Here is a 20,446-nt window from a genome sequence, read left to right on the forward strand (position 1 = left end):
AAAGAATGACAATGCCAACTCATCAGTGCCCATGGCGGATGCAGGTTCATCACATCCATCAGGAAACGCCGGATGTATGGACAATTTCGTTGCTGTGCCACGACTATTATCCGTACCGTGCCGGGCAGTATGCACTGGTCAGCGTACGTAATTCAGCGGAGACGCTGCGTGCTTACACCATTTCATCGACGCCGGGAGTAAGCGAGTACATCACGCTGACCATCCGTCGGATTGACGATGGCGCAGGCTCACAGTGGCTGACCCGCGACGTGAAGCGCGGCGACTATATCTGGCTGTCCGATGCCATGGGTGAATTTACCTGTGAAGATAAGGCTGAAGATAAGTTCCTGATGCTGGCTGCTGGCTGCGGCGTTACGCCAATCATGTCAATGCGTCGCTGGTTGGCAAAGTACCGCCCGCAGGCCGATGTGCAGGTGATCTTTAACGTTCGTTCACCGCAAGATGTTATTTTTGCCGACGAATGGCGCGAATATCCGGTGACCTTAGTCGCTGAAAACAATGCCACCCACGGTTTTGTTTCTGGCCGACTGACGACCGATCTGCTGAAAAGCGTACCGGATCTGACCTCTCGTACCGTGATGACCTGCGGCCCGGCGCCGTATATGGATTGGGTTGAGCAGGAGGTGAAAGCGCTGGGCGCGACGCGTTTCTTTAAAGAGCAGTTCTTTACTCCGGTAGCCGAAGCCGCTACCAGCGGCCTGAAGTTCACCAAACTGCAGCCGGCGAAAGCGTTCTACGCGCCGGTCGGCACCACGCTGCTCGAAGCGCTGGAAAGCAATAAGGTGCCGGTTACCGTCGCCTGTCGCGCAGGCGTCTGCGGCTGCTGCAAAACCAAAGTGGTTTCCGGAGAATATACCGTCAGCAGTACCATGACGTTAACCGATGCGGAAATCGCTGAAGGCTACGTGCTGGCCTGCTCCTGCCACCCGCAGGGTGATTTGGTACTGGCTTAACCCTCAGCTGCCGGATGGCGCAACGCCGTCCGGCAATGTTTACCGCCAGGCCGAATTGCCGCCGATGGCATAGCGCCCTGCCCCGAGGAAGGCAATCGCCAGCGCGCCAACAAAGAAATAGACCAGGCTCTCAATCGCCCACGCGCCTACCGCATCCAGCGCAAAGGTTTTGCCCGTCCCCACCATCAGCCAGGCCACGACCATCGTAAACGCCAGCACCAGCGCCGCCGGACGCGTAAGCACTCCCAGAATCAGCAGGCAAGGCGCTACCACCTCGCCCACTAAAACCCCATAAGCGATAAACCCCGGCAATCCTTTTGCTACCAGCATATTGCTGATTCCCCCTACGCCATCAAATAGCTTATGCAACCCGTGAAACAGCATCAGCCCGCCAACGGCAAGTCGTAACAAGAGTTTGCCGAAATCGTCATGGGATAGCAGTTTATTAACAGCATTTAACAGCGATTTAACCATTTGAAATGATTCCTGTTTACCACTTTATGTGAGCTCAGATTATGCGAAGTTTTCGCTGAAAAAAACCAGCGGAAAATGAGAGGTGAAAGCGAGCGTAACTGGCAGTTTCATCTAAGCTTGTAAGCGTTATCACAAAAAGGAGATGGAGAACCATGAAACAGACCGTGGCGGCATACATTGCCAAAACTCTTGAACAGGCTGGCGTTAAACGTATTTGGGGCGTAACCGGGGATTCGCTCAACGGCTTAAGCGACAGCCTGAACCGTATGGGGACCATCGACTGGATGCCCACGCGCCATGAAGAAGTGGCCGCCTTCGCCGCCGGGGCGGAAGCGCAGCTTACCGGCGAACTGGCGGTCTGCGCAGGCTCCTGCGGGCCGGGCAACCTGCATCTGATTAACGGCCTTTTCGACTGCCACCGCAATCACGTTCCGGTTCTGGCCATCGCCGCCCATATTCCTTCCAGCGAAATCGGCAGCGGCTATTTTCAGGAAACGCATCCACAGGAGCTGTTCCGGGAATGCAGTCACTACTGTGAACTGGTCTCCACCCCGGAACAGATCCCGCAGGTGCTGGCCATCGCCATGCGCAAAGCGGTGATTAACCGCGGCGTCTCGGTAGTGGTGCTTCCCGGCGACGTTGCGCTGAAAGCCGCGCCGGAAAGCGCCAGCAGCCACTGGTACCACGCGCCGCTGCCGCAGGTGACGCCGGCGGAAGAAGAGCTGAAAAAGCTGGCCCAGCTGCTGCGCTATTCAAGCAACATCGCCCTGATGTGCGGCAGCGGCTGCGCCGGGGCGCATAAAGAGCTGGTAGACTTCGCCGCGAAGCTCAAAGCGCCTATCGTTCACGCGCTGCGCGGCAAAGAGCACGTAGAATACGACAACCCTTATGATGTGGGGATGACCGGACTGATTGGCTTCTCCTCCGGCTTCCACACCATGATGAACGCCGACACCCTGGTGCTGCTCGGCACCCAGTTCCCCTATCGCGCTTTCTACCCGACGGACGCGAAAATCATTCAGATTGATATCAATCCCGGCAGTATTGGCGCCCACAGTAAAGTGGATATGGCGCTGGTCGGCGATATTAAATCGACCCTCAGCGCGCTGATGCCGCATCTTGAGGAGAAAACCGACCGTAAGTTCCTCGATAAAGCGCTGGAACACTATCGCGACGCGCGCAAGGGGCTTGATGACCTGGCGAAGCCCAGCGAAAAAACAATTCATCCGCAGTATCTGGCGCAGCGCATCAGCCACTATGCCGACGACGATGCCATCTTTACCTGTGACGTGGGTACGCCGACCGTCTGGGCCGCGCGCTATTTGCAGATGAACGGTAAGCGCCGCCTGCTCGGATCGTTCAACCATGGGTCAATGGCTAACGCCATGCCGCAGGCCATCGGTGCGAAGGCCACCGCCCCTGACCGTCAGGTTGTGGCAATGTGCGGCGACGGCGGCTTCAGCATGCTGATGGGGGATTTTCTCTCGCTGGCGCAGATGAAGCTGCCGGTGAAGATCATTATCTTCAATAACAGCGTCCTGGGCTTCGTGGCGATGGAGATGAAGGCCGGGGGCTATCTGACAGACGGCACTGAACTTCACGCCACCAACTTTGCCCGCATCGCCGAAGCGTGCGGCATCAAGGGCATACGTGTTGAAAGCGCGTCAGAGGTTGATGAAGCGCTGCAAACCGCTTTCGCTACCGATGGCCCGGTCCTGGTAGATGTGGTCGTCGCCAGTGAAGAGCTGGCGATGCCGCCGCAAATTAAACTGGAGCAGGCCAAAGGTTTCAGCCTTTATATGCTGCGCGCGATTATCAGCGGCCGCGGCGACGAAGTTATCGAACTGGCGAAAACTAACTGGCTAAGGTAAAAATATCCTTTTCAATTCATACGCAAAATTATTCGTGTTGCCTCAAGGCGGCAAGGCCGAAAACCCCCGGGCGCAGAGATAACTCTGTGACCGGGGTTTGAGGGAGCAGCCAACGCCGGGGCAGCGCGAAGGATGAAGTGTATAAGGATATGACATGATAGATTTACGCAGCGATACCGTTACCCGTCCGGGCCGCGCCATGCTGGAAGCCATGATGGCCGCCCCGGTCGGGGATGACGTATATGGCGATGACCCGACCGTTAACGAACTCCAGCGCTTTGCCGCCGACCTGGCGGGCAAAGAGGCCGCTATCTTCCTGCCTAGCGGCACCCAGGCCAACCTGGTCGCCCTGCTCAGCCACTGCCAGCGCGGCGAAGAGTATATCGTCGGCCAGGGCGCGCATAACTATCTCTACGAAGCCGGCGGCGCGGCGGTGCTTGGCAGCATCCAGCCGCAGCCAATCGATGCCGCAGCGGACGGTTCCCTGCCGCTGGATAAAGTCGCGGCCAAAATCAAACCGGACGATATCCATTTCGCCCCTACCCGGCTGCTGTCGCTGGAAAACACCCATAACGGCAAAGTGCTGCCGCGTGAATATCTCAAAGATGCCTGGGAGTTTACGCGCCAGCGCGGCCTGGGGCTGCACGTTGACGGGGCGCGTATTTTTAACGCCGTCGTGGAATACGGCTGCGCGCTGCGCGAGATCGCCCGCTACTGCGACTCCTTCACCATCTGCCTGTCTAAAGGACTCGGCGCGCCGGTAGGCTCACTGCTGGTGGGGAGCGAAGAGTACATTCACCGCGCTATCCGCTGGCGGAAAATGGTCGGCGGCGGGATGCGTCAGGCCGGGATTCTGGCGGCCGCGGGCCTGTATGCCTTGCAGAACAACGTCGCGCGCTTAAAAGAGGATCACGACAACGCCGCGTGGATGGCGGAGCAGCTGCGCGCCGCCGGCGCCGAGGTGACGCGTCATGATACCAATATGCTGTTTGTTCGCGTCGGTGAAGCGCGCGCCGCCGCGCTGGGCGAGTATCTGCGCGAACGCGGGGTGCTGATCAACGCCTCGCCCATCGTGCGCCTGGTGACGCATATTGACGTTAACCGCCAGCAGCTCACCGAGGTGGTTAGCCACTGGCAGGCATTTTTAAACCGTTAAGGAGTCCGGCGTGTCACAGCGAATTCTGGTGCTTGGCGCCAGCGGTTATATCGGCCAGCATCTGGTGAAAAGGCTCAGCGAGCAGGGCTTCACCGTGCTGGCGGCGGCACGCCACATCGACAGGCTTAAAAAACAGCAGCTCCCCGGCGTCGAGTGCTATTCGCTCGATTTAAACCAGCCGGACGCGCTACCCGCCCTGCTGGCGCAGGCTGATACCGTTTACTATCTGGTGCACGGGATGGGCGAAGGCGGGGACTTTATCCGCCACGAACGGCGGGTCGCCCTCAACGTTCGCGACGCGCTGCGCAAGTCGCCGGTGAACGAAGTCATCTTTCTCGGTTCCTTACAGGTGGAGAAGCAGGAGCAATCCGATCATCTGCGCGCCCGCCAGATCACCGGCGATCTGCTGCGCGAATCAGGCGTTCCGGTAGCGGAAGTTCGCGCCGGCATTATCGTCGGCGCCGGTTCCGCCGCCTTCGAAGTGATGCGCGATATGGTCTACAACCTGCCGGTGCTGACGCCGCCGCGCTGGGTGCGCTCGCGCACCACGCCGATTGCGCTGGAAAATTTACTCTACTATCTGCTGCAGCTGCTAAACCATCCGGCCCGCGAGCATCGGGTGTTTGAAGCCGCCGGACCGGAAATTTTGAGCTATCAGCAGCAGTTCATCCGCTTTATGGCGGTCAGCGGCAAACGCCGCCCGCTGATCCCCATCCCTTTCCCGACCCGCTGGATTTCGGTGTGGTTTCTCAACGTCATTACCTCAGTGCCGCCAACCACGGCCAAAGCGCTGATCCAGGGGCTAAAGCACGATCTGATTGCCGACGATCGGGCCCTGCGGGCCTTAATTCCTCAACCGCTTATCGCGTTTGATGAAGCGGTGCGGCTTACGCTTAAAGAAGAGGAGCAGCTGGTGAACTCCAGCGACTGGGGCTACGATGCGCAGGCCTTCGCCCGCTGGCGGCCAGAGTACGGCTACTACCCGAAACAGGCAGGCTGTACCGTTAACACTTCCGCAAGCCTTGCCGCGCTATGGCAGGTGGTCAACCAAATTGGCGGTAAAGAGGGCTATTTCTTCGGCAACGCTCTGTGGAAAACGCGCGGGGCGATGGACCTGCTGGTCGGCCATCGGCTGGCAAAAGGTCGTCCGGAAAAGGCGTATCTGCAAACCGGCGACGCGGTGGACAGCTGGAAAGTGATTATCGTCGAGCCGGAAAAGCAGCTGACGCTGTTATTCGGCATGAAAGCGCCCGGCCTTGGCCGCCTGAGCTTTACCCTGCGCGATAAAGGCGATCATCGCGAACTGGACGTGCGCGCCTGGTGGCACCCGCACGGTATGCCGGGGCTTTTCTACTGGCTGCTGATGATCCCGGCGCATCTGTTTATTTTTCGCGGTATGGCGCGACGCATCGCCCACCTGGCGGAGCAAATCACCATCAAATAGAGTATAGGTGCAGAATTCTTTCATGATTCTCATTGCATCGTAGTCAGAATCACGGAAAAATGCGCACGAAATTCTTTTGTTAAACAGTGGATCGATATGAAGGTACTGGTTACCGGTGCGACCAGCGGATTGGGCCGCAACGCGGTGGAATATCTGCGTAACAGGGGCATTAGCGTCAGAGCGACCGGGCGCAACGAAGCGATGGGCAAGCTTCTGAGCAAAATGGGCGCAGAGTTCGTCCCTGCGGACTTAACCGAGCTGGTCTCTTCGCAGGCCAAAGTGATGCTCGCCGGTATCGATACCCTGTGGCACTGTTCCAGCTTTACCTCGCCGTGGGGCACCCAGCAGGCCTTCGATTTAGCTAACGTGCGCGCGACCCGGCGTCTCGGCGAGTGGGCGGTTGCCTGGGGCGTGCGCAACTTCGTGCATATCTCTTCGCCGTCGCTCTATTTTGATTATCACCATCATCGCGATGTTGCGGAGGATTTCCGCCCGCAGCGTTTCGCCAACGAATTCGCCCGCAGCAAGGCGGCAAGCGAAGATGTGATCAATCTGCTGGCGCAGGCCAACCCAAATACCCGTTTTACAATCCTGCGTCCGCAAAGCCTGTTTGGCCCGCATGATAAAGTGTTTATCCCGCGCCTGGCGCAGATGATGCAGCACTACGGCAGCGTCCTGTTGCCGCGCGGCGGCAGCGCGCTGGTGGATATGACCTACTATGAAAACGCGGTACACGCGATGTGGCTCGCCAGCCAGCCGCAGAGTGACCTTCTGCCCTCGGCCCGCGCGTACAACATTACTAACGGCGAACCGCAAACCCTGCACAGCATTGTGCAGAAGCTCATCGACGAGCTGGGGATTAAGTGCCGCATCCGTTCGGTTCCCTATCCCATGCTGGATATCATCGCCCGCAGCATGGAGCGCTTTGGCAATAAGTCAGCGAAAGAGCCCGCCTTTACCCACTACGGCGTCTCTAAGCTGAACTTTGATTTTACTCTTGATATCTCCCGCGCCCAGCAGGAGCTAGGCTATCAGCCGGTCATCACGATGGATGAAGGGATTCTCCGCACCGCCGCGTGGTTGAAGGACCACGGCAAGCTGCACTATTAACCGCGCCCGTACTTTTCCAGCAGCGCTTCGGCTATCGCCAGGGTTTGCGCATCGGCAACCCCGTCCCAGCGCGCGGGACGGAAGTGCATCTGGAAAGCCATAATGACCCGCTTCTGCTGCGCTGGCGTCATTTCCGGCGTCACCTGATAGCCGTAGCGCGCCAGGACGTCCAGCAGCGCTGCGGCGTCTACCGGCTCGTATGACGGACGGCCCTGCAGATAAAATGCCACGCGCCGGGCATCAGGCCATGCGCCAATCCCCTGCTCGGCCAGCCTGCGCCACGGGAACAGCGGCCCCGGATCGTCTTTGCGCTGCGGCGCGATATCCGCATGGGCGACCACGTTCTGCGGCGCGATGTGGTAGCGGGCGATAATATCTTTCGCCAGCGGGATCAGGGCGTCAATCTGCGCCGGATTAAACGGCGTAAAGCTTTTCACCCCCGCCGTTTTTTGCCAGCCGCGGTTCTCCAGCTCGATGCCAATCGAAGTGTCGTTAATGCGCGTGCTGCCGCGCCAGAAGCTGACGCCCGCATGCCAGGCCAGTTCCTCTTCCGGCACCAGCTGCCAGATCCGCGGTTTACCTCCGTGCAGCGGCGGTTTCTCCGGGATCAGGTAGTGAGAGCTCACCTGATTATCCGTCAGCGTCGCCAGCGAAACGTCGAAATCGTCGGCGGTGTAGTGAATCACCAGCACTTTGATGCGCGGATATGCCGCCTGCGCCGGATGGCGCGTATCCAGCTGATAGCCATCGCGATCGATAATACCTTTTTCGCTGGCGCAGCCCGCCAGCAGCAGCGCCAGCAGTACGCCTGCCCGGCAAGTTCTCATCGGCGGGTCTTCACCGCGGTGCCGCTAACGCTGACCATCAGCATGCTGCTATCTTTACCGACGGTTTCGTAGTCAATATCAATCCAGACCACCGCATTGGCGCCCAGCGCCTTCGCCTGCTCGCTCAGCTCTTCAAACGCAATTTCACGGGCCTTACGCAGCTCCTTTTCATAGGCGCCGGAACGACCGCCGACGATATCGCGGATGCTGGCGAAAAAATCGCGGAATACGTTGGCGCCCAGAATCGCCTCCCCCGTGACGACGCCGCAGTATTCAATGATGGGCTGACCTTCGAGGGTCGGAGTGGTGGAAAATTGCATGATGAAACTCCTTCTTTAGCGTTCAATGCGTTAGCTCTAAGGGTCAAGCACAATCCCTATCTGATACACTATGCTTGAAAAGATATTCTAACGTAGTGAGCTCATAAGGAAATCATCATGCGCTACAAAGTTCTTGCATTAGTCCTCCCCTGCGCGCTGGCGCTCAGCGCCTGTACTACCGTCACGCCTGCGTACAAAGATAACGGCACCCGCAGCGGCCCCTGCATCGAAGGCGGCCCGGATGACGTAGCGCAGAAGTTTTATGACTATCAGGTACAGCACCGCAACAGCGATTTAACCGCGCTGCGCCCATACCTGAGCGACGGTCTGGCAAAACTGCTGAACGACGCGCGTCAGGACCCGTCTAACAACGCCCTGCTGCAGTCAAATCTTTTCTCCAGTAGCACAACGCCAGCCGACAGCGCCGATGTCGCCAGCGCCTCCACCATCCCTAATCGCGACGCGCGCAATATTCCCCTGCGCGTGGAGCTGAAACAGGGCACCCAAAGCTGGAAAGACGAAGTGCTGATGATTCAGGAAGGCCAGTGCTGGGCCGTGGATGACGTGCGCTACCTCGGCAACAACGCCCATGCGCCGGCGGGCACCCTGCGTCAGAGTCTGGAAAAACGCTAATCCAGGCGTTGGGCCGCTCGGGCCGAATGAAATAACCCCGGTAAAATGTCGGCATCTCCGCTGGTAATGCCGACATTGACTTATCCCACCTTCACGAAGCCATATTTTGTGCTAACTTTAAATGTAAACATGGTTTACATTTAACTTTTAACGCATAAATATTGCATAACTATTCTGCCAAAGGTACTATTTGCGGCCTCAATTGCTATATGTATCAGACTGCCCAGATGAGCATAAAATTAAACGGCATTAATTGCTTCTACGGCGCACACCAGGCGCTGTTCGACATCACGCTGGATTGCCCGCAGGGGGAAACGCTGGTGCTGCTCGGCCCAAGCGGTGCCGGTAAAAGCTCGCTGCTGCGCGTCCTTAATCTGCTGGAGATGCCGCGTTCCGGTACGCTGCATATCGCCGGAAATCATTTCGACTTTACCAAAGCGCCTTCTGACAAAGCCATTCGCGAGCTGCGCCAGAACGTGGGTATGGTGTTCCAACAGTACAATCTGTGGCCGCATCTGACCGTGCAGCAAAATCTGATTGAAGCTCCCTGCCGCGTGCTCGGTTTGAGCAAAGATCAGGCTCTCGCCCGCGCTGAAAAGCTGCTCGAACGTCTGCGCCTGAAACCCTATAGCGATCGCTACCCGCTGCATCTTTCCGGCGGCCAGCAGCAGCGCGTCGCCATAGCCCGCGCCCTGATGATGGAACCGCAGGTTCTGCTGTTCGATGAACCCACGGCGGCGCTCGATCCAGAAATCACCGCCCAGATCGTCAGTATTATCCGCGAACTGGCTGAAACCGGTATTACGCAGGTTATCGTCACCCACGAAGTGGAAGTGGCGCGCAAAACAGCCAGCCGCGTGGTCTATATGGAAAATGGCCATATCGTTGAACAAGGTGATGCCGGCTGCTTCGCGCATCCGCAGACCGACGCGTTTAAAAACTATCTTTCACATTGATGTTTTCGGGGAAATGACGATGAAAAAAGTACTGATTGCCGCTCTTCTTGCGGGCATGAGCCTCTCCGCTACCGCAGCCCAGACCATTCGTTTCGCTACCGAGGCCTCCTACCCTCCGTTTGAATCGATCGACGCCAATAACAAAATTGTCGGCTTTGATGTCGATCTGGCGAACGCGCTGTGTAAAGAGATTGATGCCACCTGCACCTTTACCAACCAGGCTTTCGACAGCCTGATCCCCAGCCTGAAGTTCCGCCGTTTCGACGCGGTCATGGCAGGGATGGACATCACTCCTGAGCGTGAAAAACAGGTGCTGTTCACCACCCCGTACTATGAAAACTCCGCGCTGTTCGTCGGCCAGCAGGGTAAATTCACCAGCATTGACGCCCTGAAAGGCAAGAAAGTCGGCGTGCAGAACGGCACCACTCACCAGAAATTCATCACCGACAAACACCCGGAAATCACGACCGTTCCTTACGACAGCTACCAGAATGCGAAGCTGGACCTGCAGAACGGCCGTATTGATGCCGTATTCGGCGATACCGCCGTGGTGACCGAATGGCTGAAGAGCAATCCGAAGCTGGCCGCGGTGGGCGACAAGGTGACCGATAAAGACTACTTCGGCACCGGTCTCGGCATTGCGCTGCGCCAGGGCAATACCGAACTGCAGCAGAAATTTAACGCTGCGCTGGAAAAAGTGAAAAGCGATGGGACTTACCAGTCTATCTATAACAAATGGTTCCAGAAGTAACGCTGAATGAACGAATTTTTTCCATTAGCAAGCGCCGCCGGGATGACCGTCGGCCTTGCCGTTTGCGCCCTGATCATCGGCCTGGTGCTGGCGATGCTGTTTGCCGTCCTCGAGTCGGTAAAGCTGCGTCCGGTCGCCTGGCTCGCAACCGGCATTGTCACCCTTCTGCGCGGACTACCGGAAATTCTGGTGGTTCTGTTTATCTATTTTGGTTCCTCACAGCTGCTGCTGACCCTTTCTGACGGTTTTACGATCAATCTCGGCATTGTGCAGATCCCGGTACAGATGCAGATTGAAAACTTCGACGTCAGTCCGTTCCTCTGCGGGGCTATCGCGCTTTCTCTGCTGTATGCCGCTTACGCATCGCAGACCCTGCGCGGGGCGCTTAAAGCCGTTCCGCAGGGGCAATGGGAATCCGGTCAGGCGCTGGGATTATCGAAAGCCGCTATTTTCTTTCGCTTAGTGATGCCGCAAATGTGGCGCCACGCGCTGCCGGGACTCGGCAATCAGTGGCTGGTGCTGCTGAAGGATACCGCGCTGGTGAGCCTGATCAGCGTCAACGATCTGATGCTGCAAACTAAAAGCATCGCCACCCGAACCCAGGAGCCGTTTAACTGGTATATCATCGCGGCGGCAATCTATCTGGTCATCACCCTGTTGAGTCAGTACATTCTGAAACGTATTGACCAGCGTGCGACGCGCTTCGAACGGAGACCAGGCTGATGCTTGATTACTTACCCGAACTGCTAAAAGGGCTGCATACCAGCCTGACGCTGACCGCAGCCTCTATCGTCGTGGCGCTGATTCTGTCGCTGATCTTCACCATCATTCTGACGCTAAAAACGCCGGGGCTGGTGTGGATCGTGCGCGGCTATATCACGCTGTTTACCGGCACGCCGCTGCTGGTGCAGATCTTCCTGATTTACTACGGCCCGGGACAGTTCCCGTCGCTGCAGGAGTATCCGGTACTCTGGCATCTGATTTCCGAGCCCTGGCTCTGCGCGCTGATCGCCCTTTCTCTCAACAGCGCCGCTTATACCACGCAGCTGTTTTATGGCGCCATTCGCGCCATCCCGGATGGCCAGTGGCAATCCTGCGGCGCGCTGGGAATGAGTAAGAAAGATACGCTGGCGATCCTGCTGCCGTACGCCTTTAAACGCGCCCTCTCCTCCTACTCCAACGAAGTGGTACTGGTGTTCAAGAGTACGTCTCTGGCCTACACCATTACCCTGATGGAAGTGATGGGTCACAGCCAGCTGCTCTATGGACGTACCTATGATGTGATGGTGTTCGGCGCCGCCGGCATTGTCTATCTGGTGGTCAATGGCCTGCTGACGCTGCTGATGCGCCTGGTGGAACATAAAGCGCTGGCCTTTGAGCGACGCAATTAAAAACGCATAAAAAGCCAAACCAAGACGGATAAGCTCACTGAATTATCCGTCTTTTTTTTATTTTGATTAAAATAAATATCCATGATTATTGAATACAAATTCATTTAGTGGCATTGTTACTCCCAGCCGCAGACACGGCACAACATCATAAGATTGACCGACGGGAGTTCCACAATGAAAAAGTTAGTTCTGGCCGCACTGCTTAGCACTTTCGCCTTTGGCGCCGCTGCCGCAGAAAAAATCAGCTTTGGTGTTTCTGCAACTTACCCACCGTTTGAATCGATGGACGCCAATAACCAGATCGCCGGTTTCGACATCGATCTGGCAAACGCGCTGTGTAAGCAGATGCAGGCTGAGTGTACGTTTACCAACCATGCCTTCGACAGCCTGATCCCGGCGCTCAAATTCAAGAAATATGATGCGGTCATCTCCGGCATGGACATTACCCCGGAGCGCAGCAAGCAGGTGGCGTTTACCGACCCGTACTACGCTAACTCCGCGCTGGTTATCTCGAAGAAAGATGCCTTCCACTCTTTTGCCGATCTGAAAGGTAAGCGTATCGGGATGGAAAACGGCACCACGCACCAGAAATACCTGCAGGATAAACATCCGGAAGTAAAAACCGTGGCTTACGATAGCTACCAGAATGCGTTTATCGACCTGAAAAATGGCCGTATTGATGGGGTGTTTGGCGATACCGCCGTGGTCAACGAGTGGCTGAAAACCAACCCGCAGCTGGGTGCGGCAACGCCGAAAGTCACCGACGCGCAGTACTTCGGTACCGGCCTCGGCATTGCGGTACGCCCGGATAACAAAGCGCTGCTGGAAAAACTGAACGCCGCGCTGAAGGCGATTAAAGCCGACGGCACCTACGAGAAAATCAACAAGCAGTGGTTCCCGGAGTAAGCATTTCCCGGAGGCGGCGCTTGACGCGCCTGTCCGAGCTACCGGCCCGCAGACAACCGTGGCCCCGGAGCCCGGGCAAGCGCAGCGCGGCCCGGGAAGAAGCCGCACTAAAGCCTCAATCCCGGCTCATTCCCCGGGCTGCGGCGTAAACGCCTTACCCGGCCTACCGGCCCGCAGACAGTCGTGGCCCTGTAGCCCGGGCAAGCGCAGCGCGGTCCGGGAAGAAGCCGCACTAAAGCCTCAATCCCGGCGCATTTCCCGGGCTGCGGCGTAAACGCCTTACCCGGCCTACCGGCCCGCAGACAGCCGTGGCCCCGTAGCCCGGGCAAGCGCAGCGCGGCCCGGGAAGAAGCCGCACTAAAGCCTCAATCCCGGCGCACTCCCCGGGCTGCGGCGTAAACGCCTTACCCAGGCTACCGGCCCGCAGACAGTCGTAGCCCGGGCAAGCGCAGCGCGGCCCGGGACGAAGCCGCACCAAAGCCTCAACCCCGGCGCATTCCCCGGGTTGCGGCGTAAACGCCTTACCCGGGCTACCGGCCCGCAGACAGCCGTGGCCCCGTAGCCCGGGCAAGCGCAGCGCGGCCCGGGACGAAGCCGCACCAAAGCCTCAATCCCGGCGCACTACCCGGGCTGCGGCGTAAACGCCTTACCCGGGCTATCGGCCCGCAGACGGCGATAGACCGGTATCCCGATCGGCCAATCCGCCACCTTAAACCGGCAGGGTAAACTGGAAACAGGCCCCTGCGGGCGCTTCAAGCAGGCGAATATCGCCGCCGTGAAGCTGCAGCATCCGTCGCACAATCATCAAACCCAGTCCCCCTCGTGATGCGCTTTGCGCGCCAGGTTCAAGCACCGAAGGCCGTTCGAACAAGGTTGCCCGCAGCTCACCGGCAACGCCCGGTCCGCTATCGGCCACCTCGACGATAAATTCCGGCCCTGAGCGACGCGCCGTCAGGCGGATAAGCCCACCTTCCGGCGTATGGCGAATGGCGTTATCGAGCAGATTAGTCAGCACCCGTTCAATCATCGAGAGATCCGCCGTTATCGGCGGTAGCCCGGTGGCCAGATCCAGCTGTAAACCGATATTGCGCGTCGCGATTGCCAGGTCGAATTTTTGCGCGACATCCTGCACCAGCTCAGCCAGCACGAAGGTTTCCGGCTGCGGCTTAATCCCTCCGTGCTCCAGGCGAGCCAGCTCAAACAGCTGCTGAGAAAGATGGCGGACCTTGTTTCCCTGGCGCAGGGCGATATTCAGATACTGCTTGTTCTCCTCCATCGTCAGGCGATCGGCCTTCAGGCTTAACGTTTCCAGATATCCCAGCAAAGAGGTGAGCGGCGTGCGTAAATCGTGGGAGATATTGGCGACAAATTCTCGCCGCTGGCGATCGCTGTCGGCCAGACGGTCCCACTGCCCGGCAATCTGGCGGGCCAGTTCAATAAAGCGATTATGCAGCACGGCCACTTCATTCCCCGGGTTCACCTCCGGAGTTTGCGCCGCCAGCGCCTTGATCGCATGAATACTGTCCTGGCCGTCGGTTGCCACCAGCGCGGTGAGCTGACGCACCGGGCGCGTTACCCAGAACCAGGCAAGCCAGCCCGCCAGCCCGCCGAGACCGGCCACCAGCAGCAGAGTCCACAGCAGCAGGCTCCACAAGGTTTTCTGCCAGGCGCTCGCCGCCAGTTCATTAAAGGTTTCGCCCTGCAGGATAATGTAGAGATAGCCGCGCAGCTGGCCGTCCTGGCGCAGCGGCGCCACGCTAAACACCTTTTGCTTATCAAGGCTGCGCGGATCGTCGCCGTACACCGGCCAGGCGCCGCCGGAAAGAAACGTTTGCACCGGAGCCAGATCGATGCGCTGGCGCTTAATATGCCCCGGCGGCGCGGCGTCGGCCAGCAGCTCGCCGTCGGGCGAAAGCAGATACAGCTCCACGCTGGGATTGAAGGTCATCAGCCGATCAAAAAGCGGCTTCAGCATCCGGCGATCAACCTGCCCCTGAGCGTCCAACAGCGGCTCGCGGGCGGCGATCTGCTGCGCCAGCCCGGCGGAGAGACGCTGGACCATGACATTGCCGTACTGCGCGCTGCTGTACAGCTGGATCAGACAAACGGCTACGGCACAGAGCAGCAGCAGTGAGGTAAACACCAGCGCCAGGCGCTGGCTGAGGCTGAGACGGCGGATCATGGCTGCGCCTCTTTGCGCTCCACGGCAAATTTATAGCCTTTTCCCCAGACGGTCAGAATGATGTCCGGCTCCGCCGGGTCGCGCTCAATTTTGGTGCGCAGGCGGTTGATATGGGTATTGACCGTATGCTCATAGCCGTCGTGCTGATAGCCCCACACCCGATCAAGCAGCTCAAGGCGGGAAAAGACCTCCCCCGGATGGCGGGCAAAGTAGTAGAGCAGGTCGAACTCGCGCGGCGTCAGATCCACCGTCTCGCCGCACAGCTTAACGTCGCGCGACAAGGGGTCAATGCTTAAACCATGGCTGGCGATACGGCCGGCATCCATCAGCAGATTCTGCCCCATCGCCTCCTGACGACGGAACACCGCTTTGACCCGGGCGGTCAGTTCGAGAATCGAAAACGGTTTGGCCAGATAATCATCCGCTCCCATCTCCAGCCCCTGTACCCGCTGGGTTTCGCTGGCGCGAGCGCTGATAATAATCACCGGCAGATAGCGGGTTTGCTGACGAATGCGCCGACAAATTTCCAGACCGTCTACGCCCGGCAGCATCAGGTCGAGGATCACCGCATCCCAAAGCTCTTTTTCCAGCAGGCGCAGGGCCTGGGCTCCGTCCGCCACGTGGACAATCTGATAGCCCTCATCCAGCAGATTCAGGCGCAGCAGCGCGGCGATATCTTCATCATCTTCAACCAACAGGATTTTTTTTGCCACCGGCAGCACTCCGCTATTCTTACGTTCTGATTAGCCAAGCTTACCCGATCTTCAGCACCTGAAGAGTTCACATTTTGTTTATACTTCGCGAACCAGCAGGGTCAGCACCTCATAGTGGGCGGTATGGGGGAACATATCGAACAGCTGGACGCGCTCAATGCGATAACCGGCCAGGCGAGCGATATCTTTCGCCATCGTCCGGGCGTTGCAGCTGGAGTAGATAATAAAGCCTGGCGCCATACGGTTTAAATAGTCGCACAGGCCGTCGCCGATACCGCGACGCGGCGGATTCACCAGCACCAGATCGGGAATGTCGCCTTCGCCGGTCGCAAACTGCGTGGAATCGAGCGCCTGAAAATGCAGATTATGCAGCCCGAGCTGCGCCGCCGACTGCTTCGCGCAGGCGATCGCCTCCGGGGCAATTTCAATCCCGGTCAGGCGCATCTCAGGCGTTGCGCTGTGCAGACCAAAGCCGCCCACCCCGCAGAAGAGATCCCACATGTGGTTGACCGGCAGCTGGCGCACCCAGTCACGAGCGGTGGCATACAGACGGCTGGCTACCACAGGGTTGGTCTGAAAGAAGCTTTGCGGGCGGATCCACAGCGGCACGCCGTTGAAATTTTCCGCCAGCGCCTGCTGGTCGGTGAGGAAAATTTCCCGCTCTCCTTCCATGATGGCCATATGCACCGGCTGAATATTGGCGGTAATCACCTGCAGCTGCGGCAGCAGCGCCTGAAGCTCCGGCAGCGCGGCGCGCAGCTGGGCAAGCTTGGTCTCCGAACGCAGGACAAAGCGCAGCATCATACCGCCGTCGAGCCGGCTTTCGGTCAGCAGAATGTACTTCAGCTCTCCGCGCCTGCGGGCAACGTTATAGGGCGTGAGCCCGGCGCGGGCGATAAACGGCTTGAGCGCAGCGAAGACGGGCGCGAAGCTTTGCGGATAAAGCGGGCAGTCGGTCAGGTCTTCCGGGGCGCCATCACGGTGCAGCATCCCGAGCAGCGGGCGCTCCACGCTACCGCTGACCACCATTTTCGCTTTGTTGCGAAACCCGCTTTCCGGCCCGCAAACCGGTGCGCACCATTCAGCGACGGGCGCATCGGCGAAAAGCGCGCGCAGATCGGCCATTTTATCGGCGAGCTGTTGGGATACCGGCAGTTCCAGCCACTGGCAGGAGCGGCAGCGGCCCGCGTCATAAAGTGCGCATTGCATAACAAGACCTTCAAAAAAACAGGGGCGGGGATTGTATCACCGTTACTGTAAACGGAAAAAGCGTCGGCACGGGGCCGGCACAAACAGCATCGCCAGCACCAGCAGATCCGGTAGTTTTTGCAGCACCAGTGAGCGAAAGATTTCGCGCTTCGATTCCCCGGCAATACTAAACAGCTCGGGATAACCGTAGCCCAATGAAGCGGCCCACAGGTAGCCAATCACGATAATCTGCGTCAACAGGAACAGCCAACGCGCCCAGTTGCGCCCTTTTACCAGCGAAAACGCGCACCAGATTTCAATAAATACCAGCACCAGACTTGAGAGAAACACCAGGGTGAGCGCCCACGTCTGCACGCTGCGATGGACAAAATCCGCGATTCCCTGAACGCCAAGCTGATTGAGGATCATCAGCAAATCCAGGCCGCGGATTAAAATAATGGCGAAGGCCGCCACCTGCACCAGCGCAGGAACGTTAAGACGAGCATGAGACGAACGCGTTTTAGTAAACAATCCCAACGTAAAGTCTTCCATGAAAACGGCGCCACAAATGCGGCGCCGATGTTAACTCTATTGCAGATTTTAGGTGGTTCAGCCGCTTCTTGCACGCTGGATATCGCGCACCCGCTGCTTTTCCGCGCGGGCCATCAAATACCAGGCGATAAAACCAACAATCCCGACCACGCCGAGGATTAACGTCGCCAGGGCGTTAATCTCCGGGTTGACCCCCATGCGCACGCTGGAGAAGACCAGCATCGGCAGCGTCGTCGCCCCCGGCCCGGAAACAAAGCTGGCAATAACCAGGTCGTCGAGCGACAACGTAAAGGCCAGCAGCCAACCGGAGACCACCGCCGGCATAATCATCGGCAGCGTAATGACGAAAAAGACCTTCAGCGGCGCGGCGCCCAGATCCATCGCCGCCTCTTCAATAGAGTGGTCCAGCTCACGCAGGCGCGATGAAATGACCACCGCGACGTACGCGGTACAGAAGGTGACGTGCGCCAGCCAGATGGTCAGCATGCCGCGATCCGACGGCCAGCCAATTGAATGCCCCAGCGCGACAAACAGCAGCAGCAGCGACAGGCCGGTAATCACATCGGGCATCACCAGCGGCGCGGTGATCATAAAAGCAAAGCCGTTTGAACCGCGGAAGCGGCCAAAACGCACCATCACCACTGCGGCAATGGTACCGAGGATCACCGCCGCCGTCGCGGCGCAGGCGGCAATGGTCAGACTTAAGCCTACCGCGCTCATCATCGCATCGTCATGAAACAGCTCGCGATACCAGCGCGTCGACCACCCCGCCCATACCGTCACCAGCTTTGAGCTGTTGAACGAGTAAATCACCAGCATCAGCATCGGGGCATACAGAAAGGTAAAGCCGAGCAGCAGAATCAAAATTCGCCACGGCGAACGGACTACCGGTAAATTATTCATCCGTGTTCCCCCACCTGTTTTTGCTGATGCTTGTGGAACCACATGATCGGTACGATCAGCAGCAACAGCATCACGATCGCCACCGCCGACGCCACCGGCCAGTCGCGGTTATTGAAAAACTCCTGCCACAGTACGCGGCCAATCATAATGCTGTCTGGCCCGCCCAGCAGTTCCGGGATAACGAACTCCCCGACTGCCGGAATAAACACCAGCATCGACCCGGCAATAATCCCGCCTTTGGTGAGGGGAACGATCACCTGGAAGAAGGTCTTCAGCGGCCGGGCCCCCAGATCCAGCGACGCCTCCACCAGCGAGTAATCGATACGCGTGAGGGCGGTATAGATCGGCAGCACCATAAACGGCAGATAGGCGTAAACAATACCGATATAGACCGCCAGGTTGGTATGCAGGATCTCCAGCGGCTGGTCGATGACCCCCAGCCACAGCAGGAAGTTGTTCAGCACGCCGTTGCTTTTCAGCAGCCCCATCCAGGCATAGACGCGGATCAGGAAGGAGGTCCATGACGGTAGGATCACCAGCAGCAGCAGGATATTTCGCGTCGATGGCTTACTGTGCGCCACCGCCCACGCCAGCGGATACCCCAACAGCAGGCAGCAGAACGTCGAGATCGCCGCCACCTGAAGCGATTGCAGATACGCTTCAAAATAGAGCGGATCGTCGGTGAGCTGCAGGAAATTCCCGAGATTCAGCGTTAACGTAAGCTGACCGTCGGCCCACTCCAGCAGGTCGGTATAGGGTGGGATCGCCCGCGCCATCTCCGCCAGGCTGATTTTAAAGACGATCAGGAACGGCAGCAGAAACAGCAGGATCAGCCACACGTAGGGCAGCGCAATGACCAGCTTGCGCCCGTGGGCCATCTGCAGCCGCGCCAGCCACAGCGCAAAACCGCCAGGTTTTTTTACGCCTGACGGGGGTTCTAATGTACTCATCGCCCTCTCCTTACACCATCAACACGACGCAGCTATCGGCATCCCAGCACAAACGCACCTCATCACCCCAGGTGGGCGCCCCTTTACGGTAACGGTGTTCGTTTTGCAGCTGAGCGCTCAGCATCTGCCCGCTTTTCAGACGCACATGGTAGATAGACAGGTCGCCGAGATAGGCAATATAGATAACCTCGCCCACCGCGAAGTTATAGCCATCCGCGGGCGGGTCTTCGCAGAGCATGATTTTTTCCGGGCGCAGGGCCACCCACACCGGCACGTTATCGACGACGGAGGCATCGGGATCGACCTTCAGCGGATGGGTCAGGCCCGGAGAGTCCAGCACCAGACCATCTTCCTGCCGCTCTTTCACCAGCCCTTCAAAGACGTTGACCGAGCCGATAAACTCCGCGCTGTAGCGGGTGGTCGGGTGTTCGTAGATTTCCTCCGGCTCGCCGATTTGCACGAACTTGCCGCGGTTCATAATGGCGATACGCCCCGCCATGGTCATCGCCTCTTCCTGATCGTGGGTCACCATCACGCAGGTAACGCCGACGCGCTCAAGGATATCGACCACTTCCAGCTGCATCCTGTCGCGCAGCTTCTTATCCAGCGCCCCCATCGGCTCATCAAGCAGCAGCAGTTTCGGTCTTTTTGCCAGGCTGCGGGCCAGGGCCACGCGCTGACGCTGGCCGCCGGAGAGCTGATGCGGTTTACGCTTTGCGAACTCCTGCATATGCACCAGCGCCAGCATCTCCTGCACCCGGCTGGTGATTTCGGCCTTGGGCAATTTGTCCTGCTTGAGGCCAAAGGCGATATTCTGCTCCACCGTCATATGGGGAAACAGCGCGTAGGACTGGAACATCATATTAATCGGCCGCTGATACGGCGGCACCCGCGCCAGATCGACGCCATCCAGGACAATCTGTCCGGCGGTAGGCTGTTCAAATCCCGCCAGCATGCGCAGCAGGGTTGACTTGCCGCAGCCGGATGCGCCCAGCAGGGCAAAAATTTCGCCTTTATAAATGGTGAGATTGACGTCATCGACGGCGTGCTGGCCATCGAAGGACTTGGTTAAATTACGGATTTCCAGCAGCGGGGTCAGCGCTTTGGGGGTTTTCGCCTGCGGGCGAGGAATCACATCATTCACG

General features: G+C 58.4%; 21 protein-coding genes. 11 read left to right on the top strand and 10 right to left on the bottom strand.

Annotated elements, in window-relative coordinates:
• Nucleotides 1–5 precede the first annotated feature (5 nt).
• Complete coding sequence (hcr, locus tag ACESQ2_RS22020) at nucleotides 6–974, top strand: NADH oxidoreductase (protein ID WP_014228614.1); 969 nt, start codon at nucleotides 6–8, stop codon at nucleotides 972–974.
• Nucleotides 975–1,013: 39 nt separating this feature from the next.
• On the opposite strand, the gene ACESQ2_RS22025 is transcribed toward hcr, so the two are convergent.
• Nucleotides 1,014–1,448: a DoxX family protein gene (locus tag ACESQ2_RS22025; protein WP_014228613.1), complete on the bottom strand. Its 435-nt coding sequence runs from the start codon at nucleotides 1,446–1,448 to the stop codon at nucleotides 1,014–1,016.
• A 152-nt stretch (nucleotides 1,449–1,600) separates the two neighbouring features.
• Here ACESQ2_RS22025 and poxB point away from each other — a divergent pair, with 152 nt between their 5' ends.
• From poxB to ACESQ2_RS22045, 4 genes are all read left to right on the top strand, one after another.
• On the top strand, nucleotides 1,601–3,319 hold the full coding sequence (gene poxB / locus ACESQ2_RS22030; protein ID WP_046877697.1) for a ubiquinone-dependent pyruvate dehydrogenase: 1,719 nt from the start codon (nucleotides 1,601–1,603) through the stop codon (nucleotides 3,317–3,319).
• Between the two features lie 154 nt (nucleotides 3,320–3,473).
• Nucleotides 3,474–4,475 carry a low-specificity L-threonine aldolase gene (ltaE, locus tag ACESQ2_RS22035; protein ID WP_032694256.1) on the top strand — a complete coding sequence of 334 codons (1,002 nt, stop codon included), beginning with the start codon at nucleotides 3,474–3,476 and terminating at the stop codon, nucleotides 4,473–4,475.
• A gap of 10 nt (nucleotides 4,476–4,485) precedes the next feature.
• A complete protein-coding gene (locus ACESQ2_RS22040) occupies nucleotides 4,486–5,919 on the top strand; it encodes a DUF2867 domain-containing protein (RefSeq protein WP_373171283.1) in 1,434 nt (477 codons plus the stop codon).
• Nucleotides 5,920–6,015: 96 nt separating this feature from the next.
• Nucleotides 6,016–7,029, top strand: a complete 1,014-nt coding sequence (locus ACESQ2_RS22045) for an NAD(P)-dependent oxidoreductase (RefSeq protein ID WP_009653274.1) — start codon at nucleotides 6,016–6,018, stop codon at nucleotides 7,027–7,029.
• Here the strand turns inward: ACESQ2_RS22045 and ACESQ2_RS22050 are convergent.
• Complete coding sequence (locus ACESQ2_RS22050) at nucleotides 7,026–7,856, bottom strand: N-acetylmuramoyl-L-alanine amidase (RefSeq protein ID WP_014228608.1); 831 nt, start codon at nucleotides 7,854–7,856, stop codon at nucleotides 7,026–7,028. The two genes, ACESQ2_RS22045 and ACESQ2_RS22050, sit on opposite strands and share 4 nt — an antisense overlap.
• On the bottom strand, nucleotides 7,853–8,176 hold the full coding sequence (locus ACESQ2_RS22055; RefSeq protein ID WP_373171285.1) for a heavy metal-binding domain-containing protein: 324 nt from the start codon (nucleotides 8,174–8,176) through the stop codon (nucleotides 7,853–7,855). Before ACESQ2_RS22055 ends, ACESQ2_RS22050 begins: the two co-directional genes overlap by 4 nt.
• Before the next feature lie 117 nt (nucleotides 8,177–8,293).
• On the opposite strand from ACESQ2_RS22055, the gene ACESQ2_RS22060 reads away from it, so the two are divergent.
• From ACESQ2_RS22060 to artJ, 6 genes are all read left to right on the top strand, one after another.
• Complete coding sequence (locus tag ACESQ2_RS22060) at nucleotides 8,294–8,809, top strand: lipoprotein (protein WP_004849391.1); 516 nt, start codon at nucleotides 8,294–8,296, stop codon at nucleotides 8,807–8,809.
• A 227-nt stretch (nucleotides 8,810–9,036) separates the two neighbouring features.
• The gene (gene artP / locus ACESQ2_RS22065) at nucleotides 9,037–9,765 is read left to right on the top strand and encodes an arginine ABC transporter ATP-binding protein ArtP (protein ID WP_004111834.1); all 729 of its coding nucleotides are present in this window, start codon (nucleotides 9,037–9,039) and stop codon (nucleotides 9,763–9,765) included.
• Nucleotides 9,766–9,784: 19 nt separating this feature from the next.
• Complete coding sequence (artI, locus tag ACESQ2_RS22070) at nucleotides 9,785–10,516, top strand: arginine ABC transporter substrate-binding protein ArtI (protein WP_004130868.1); 732 nt, start codon at nucleotides 9,785–9,787, stop codon at nucleotides 10,514–10,516.
• A gap of 6 nt (nucleotides 10,517–10,522) precedes the next feature.
• On the top strand, nucleotides 10,523–11,239 hold the full coding sequence (gene artQ / locus ACESQ2_RS22075; RefSeq protein WP_004100599.1) for an arginine ABC transporter permease ArtQ: 717 nt from the start codon (nucleotides 10,523–10,525) through the stop codon (nucleotides 11,237–11,239).
• On the top strand, nucleotides 11,239–11,907 hold the full coding sequence (gene artM, locus ACESQ2_RS22080) for an arginine ABC transporter permease ArtM (protein ID WP_014228606.1): 669 nt from the start codon (nucleotides 11,239–11,241) through the stop codon (nucleotides 11,905–11,907). Before artQ ends, artM begins: the two co-directional genes overlap by 1 nt.
• A gap of 174 nt (nucleotides 11,908–12,081) precedes the next feature.
• Nucleotides 12,082–12,813 (top strand): arginine ABC transporter substrate-binding protein ArtJ, encoded by a 732-nt coding sequence (gene artJ, locus ACESQ2_RS22085; protein ID WP_046877695.1) that lies wholly within the window; start codon nucleotides 12,082–12,084, stop codon nucleotides 12,811–12,813.
• Nucleotides 12,814–13,522: 709 nt separating this feature from the next.
• Here the strand turns inward: artJ and ACESQ2_RS22090 are convergent.
• The 7 genes from ACESQ2_RS22090 to potG form a co-directional block, all read right to left on the bottom strand.
• Nucleotides 13,523–14,995 (bottom strand): ATP-binding protein, encoded by a 1,473-nt coding sequence (locus ACESQ2_RS22090; RefSeq protein WP_186006477.1) that lies wholly within the window; start codon nucleotides 14,993–14,995, stop codon nucleotides 13,523–13,525.
• Complete coding sequence (locus ACESQ2_RS22095) at nucleotides 14,992–15,708, bottom strand: response regulator transcription factor (protein WP_373171286.1); 717 nt, start codon at nucleotides 15,706–15,708, stop codon at nucleotides 14,992–14,994. Before ACESQ2_RS22095 ends, ACESQ2_RS22090 begins: the two co-directional genes overlap by 4 nt.
• Before the next feature lie 78 nt (nucleotides 15,709–15,786).
• Nucleotides 15,787–16,917, bottom strand: a complete 1,131-nt coding sequence (rlmC, locus tag ACESQ2_RS22100) for a 23S rRNA (uracil(747)-C(5))-methyltransferase RlmC (protein ID WP_046877693.1) — start codon at nucleotides 16,915–16,917, stop codon at nucleotides 15,787–15,789.
• 42 nt (nucleotides 16,918–16,959) lie between these two features.
• Nucleotides 16,960–17,448: a YbjO family protein gene (locus tag ACESQ2_RS22105; protein WP_004100588.1), complete on the bottom strand. Its 489-nt coding sequence runs from the start codon at nucleotides 17,446–17,448 to the stop codon at nucleotides 16,960–16,962.
• Between the two features lie 57 nt (nucleotides 17,449–17,505).
• Nucleotides 17,506–18,351 carry a putrescine ABC transporter permease PotI gene (potI, locus tag ACESQ2_RS22110; RefSeq protein ID WP_004130847.1) on the bottom strand — a complete coding sequence of 282 codons (846 nt, stop codon included), beginning with the start codon at nucleotides 18,349–18,351 and terminating at the stop codon, nucleotides 17,506–17,508.
• Entirely contained in the window at nucleotides 18,348–19,301 is a 954-nt protein-coding gene (potH, locus tag ACESQ2_RS22115; RefSeq protein WP_014228601.1) for a putrescine ABC transporter permease PotH, read from the bottom strand. Before potH ends, potI begins: the two co-directional genes overlap by 4 nt.
• A gap of 10 nt (nucleotides 19,302–19,311) precedes the next feature.
• Complete coding sequence (gene potG / locus ACESQ2_RS22120) at nucleotides 19,312–20,445, bottom strand: putrescine ABC transporter ATP-binding subunit PotG (RefSeq protein ID WP_373171289.1); 1,134 nt, start codon at nucleotides 20,443–20,445, stop codon at nucleotides 19,312–19,314.
• Nucleotide 20,446: the final 1 nt, after the last annotated feature.

It is taken from the genome of Klebsiella sp. Q11 (assembly GCF_964241505.1).
GTDB lineage: Bacteria > Pseudomonadota > Gammaproteobacteria > Enterobacterales > Enterobacteriaceae > Klebsiella > Klebsiella michiganensis.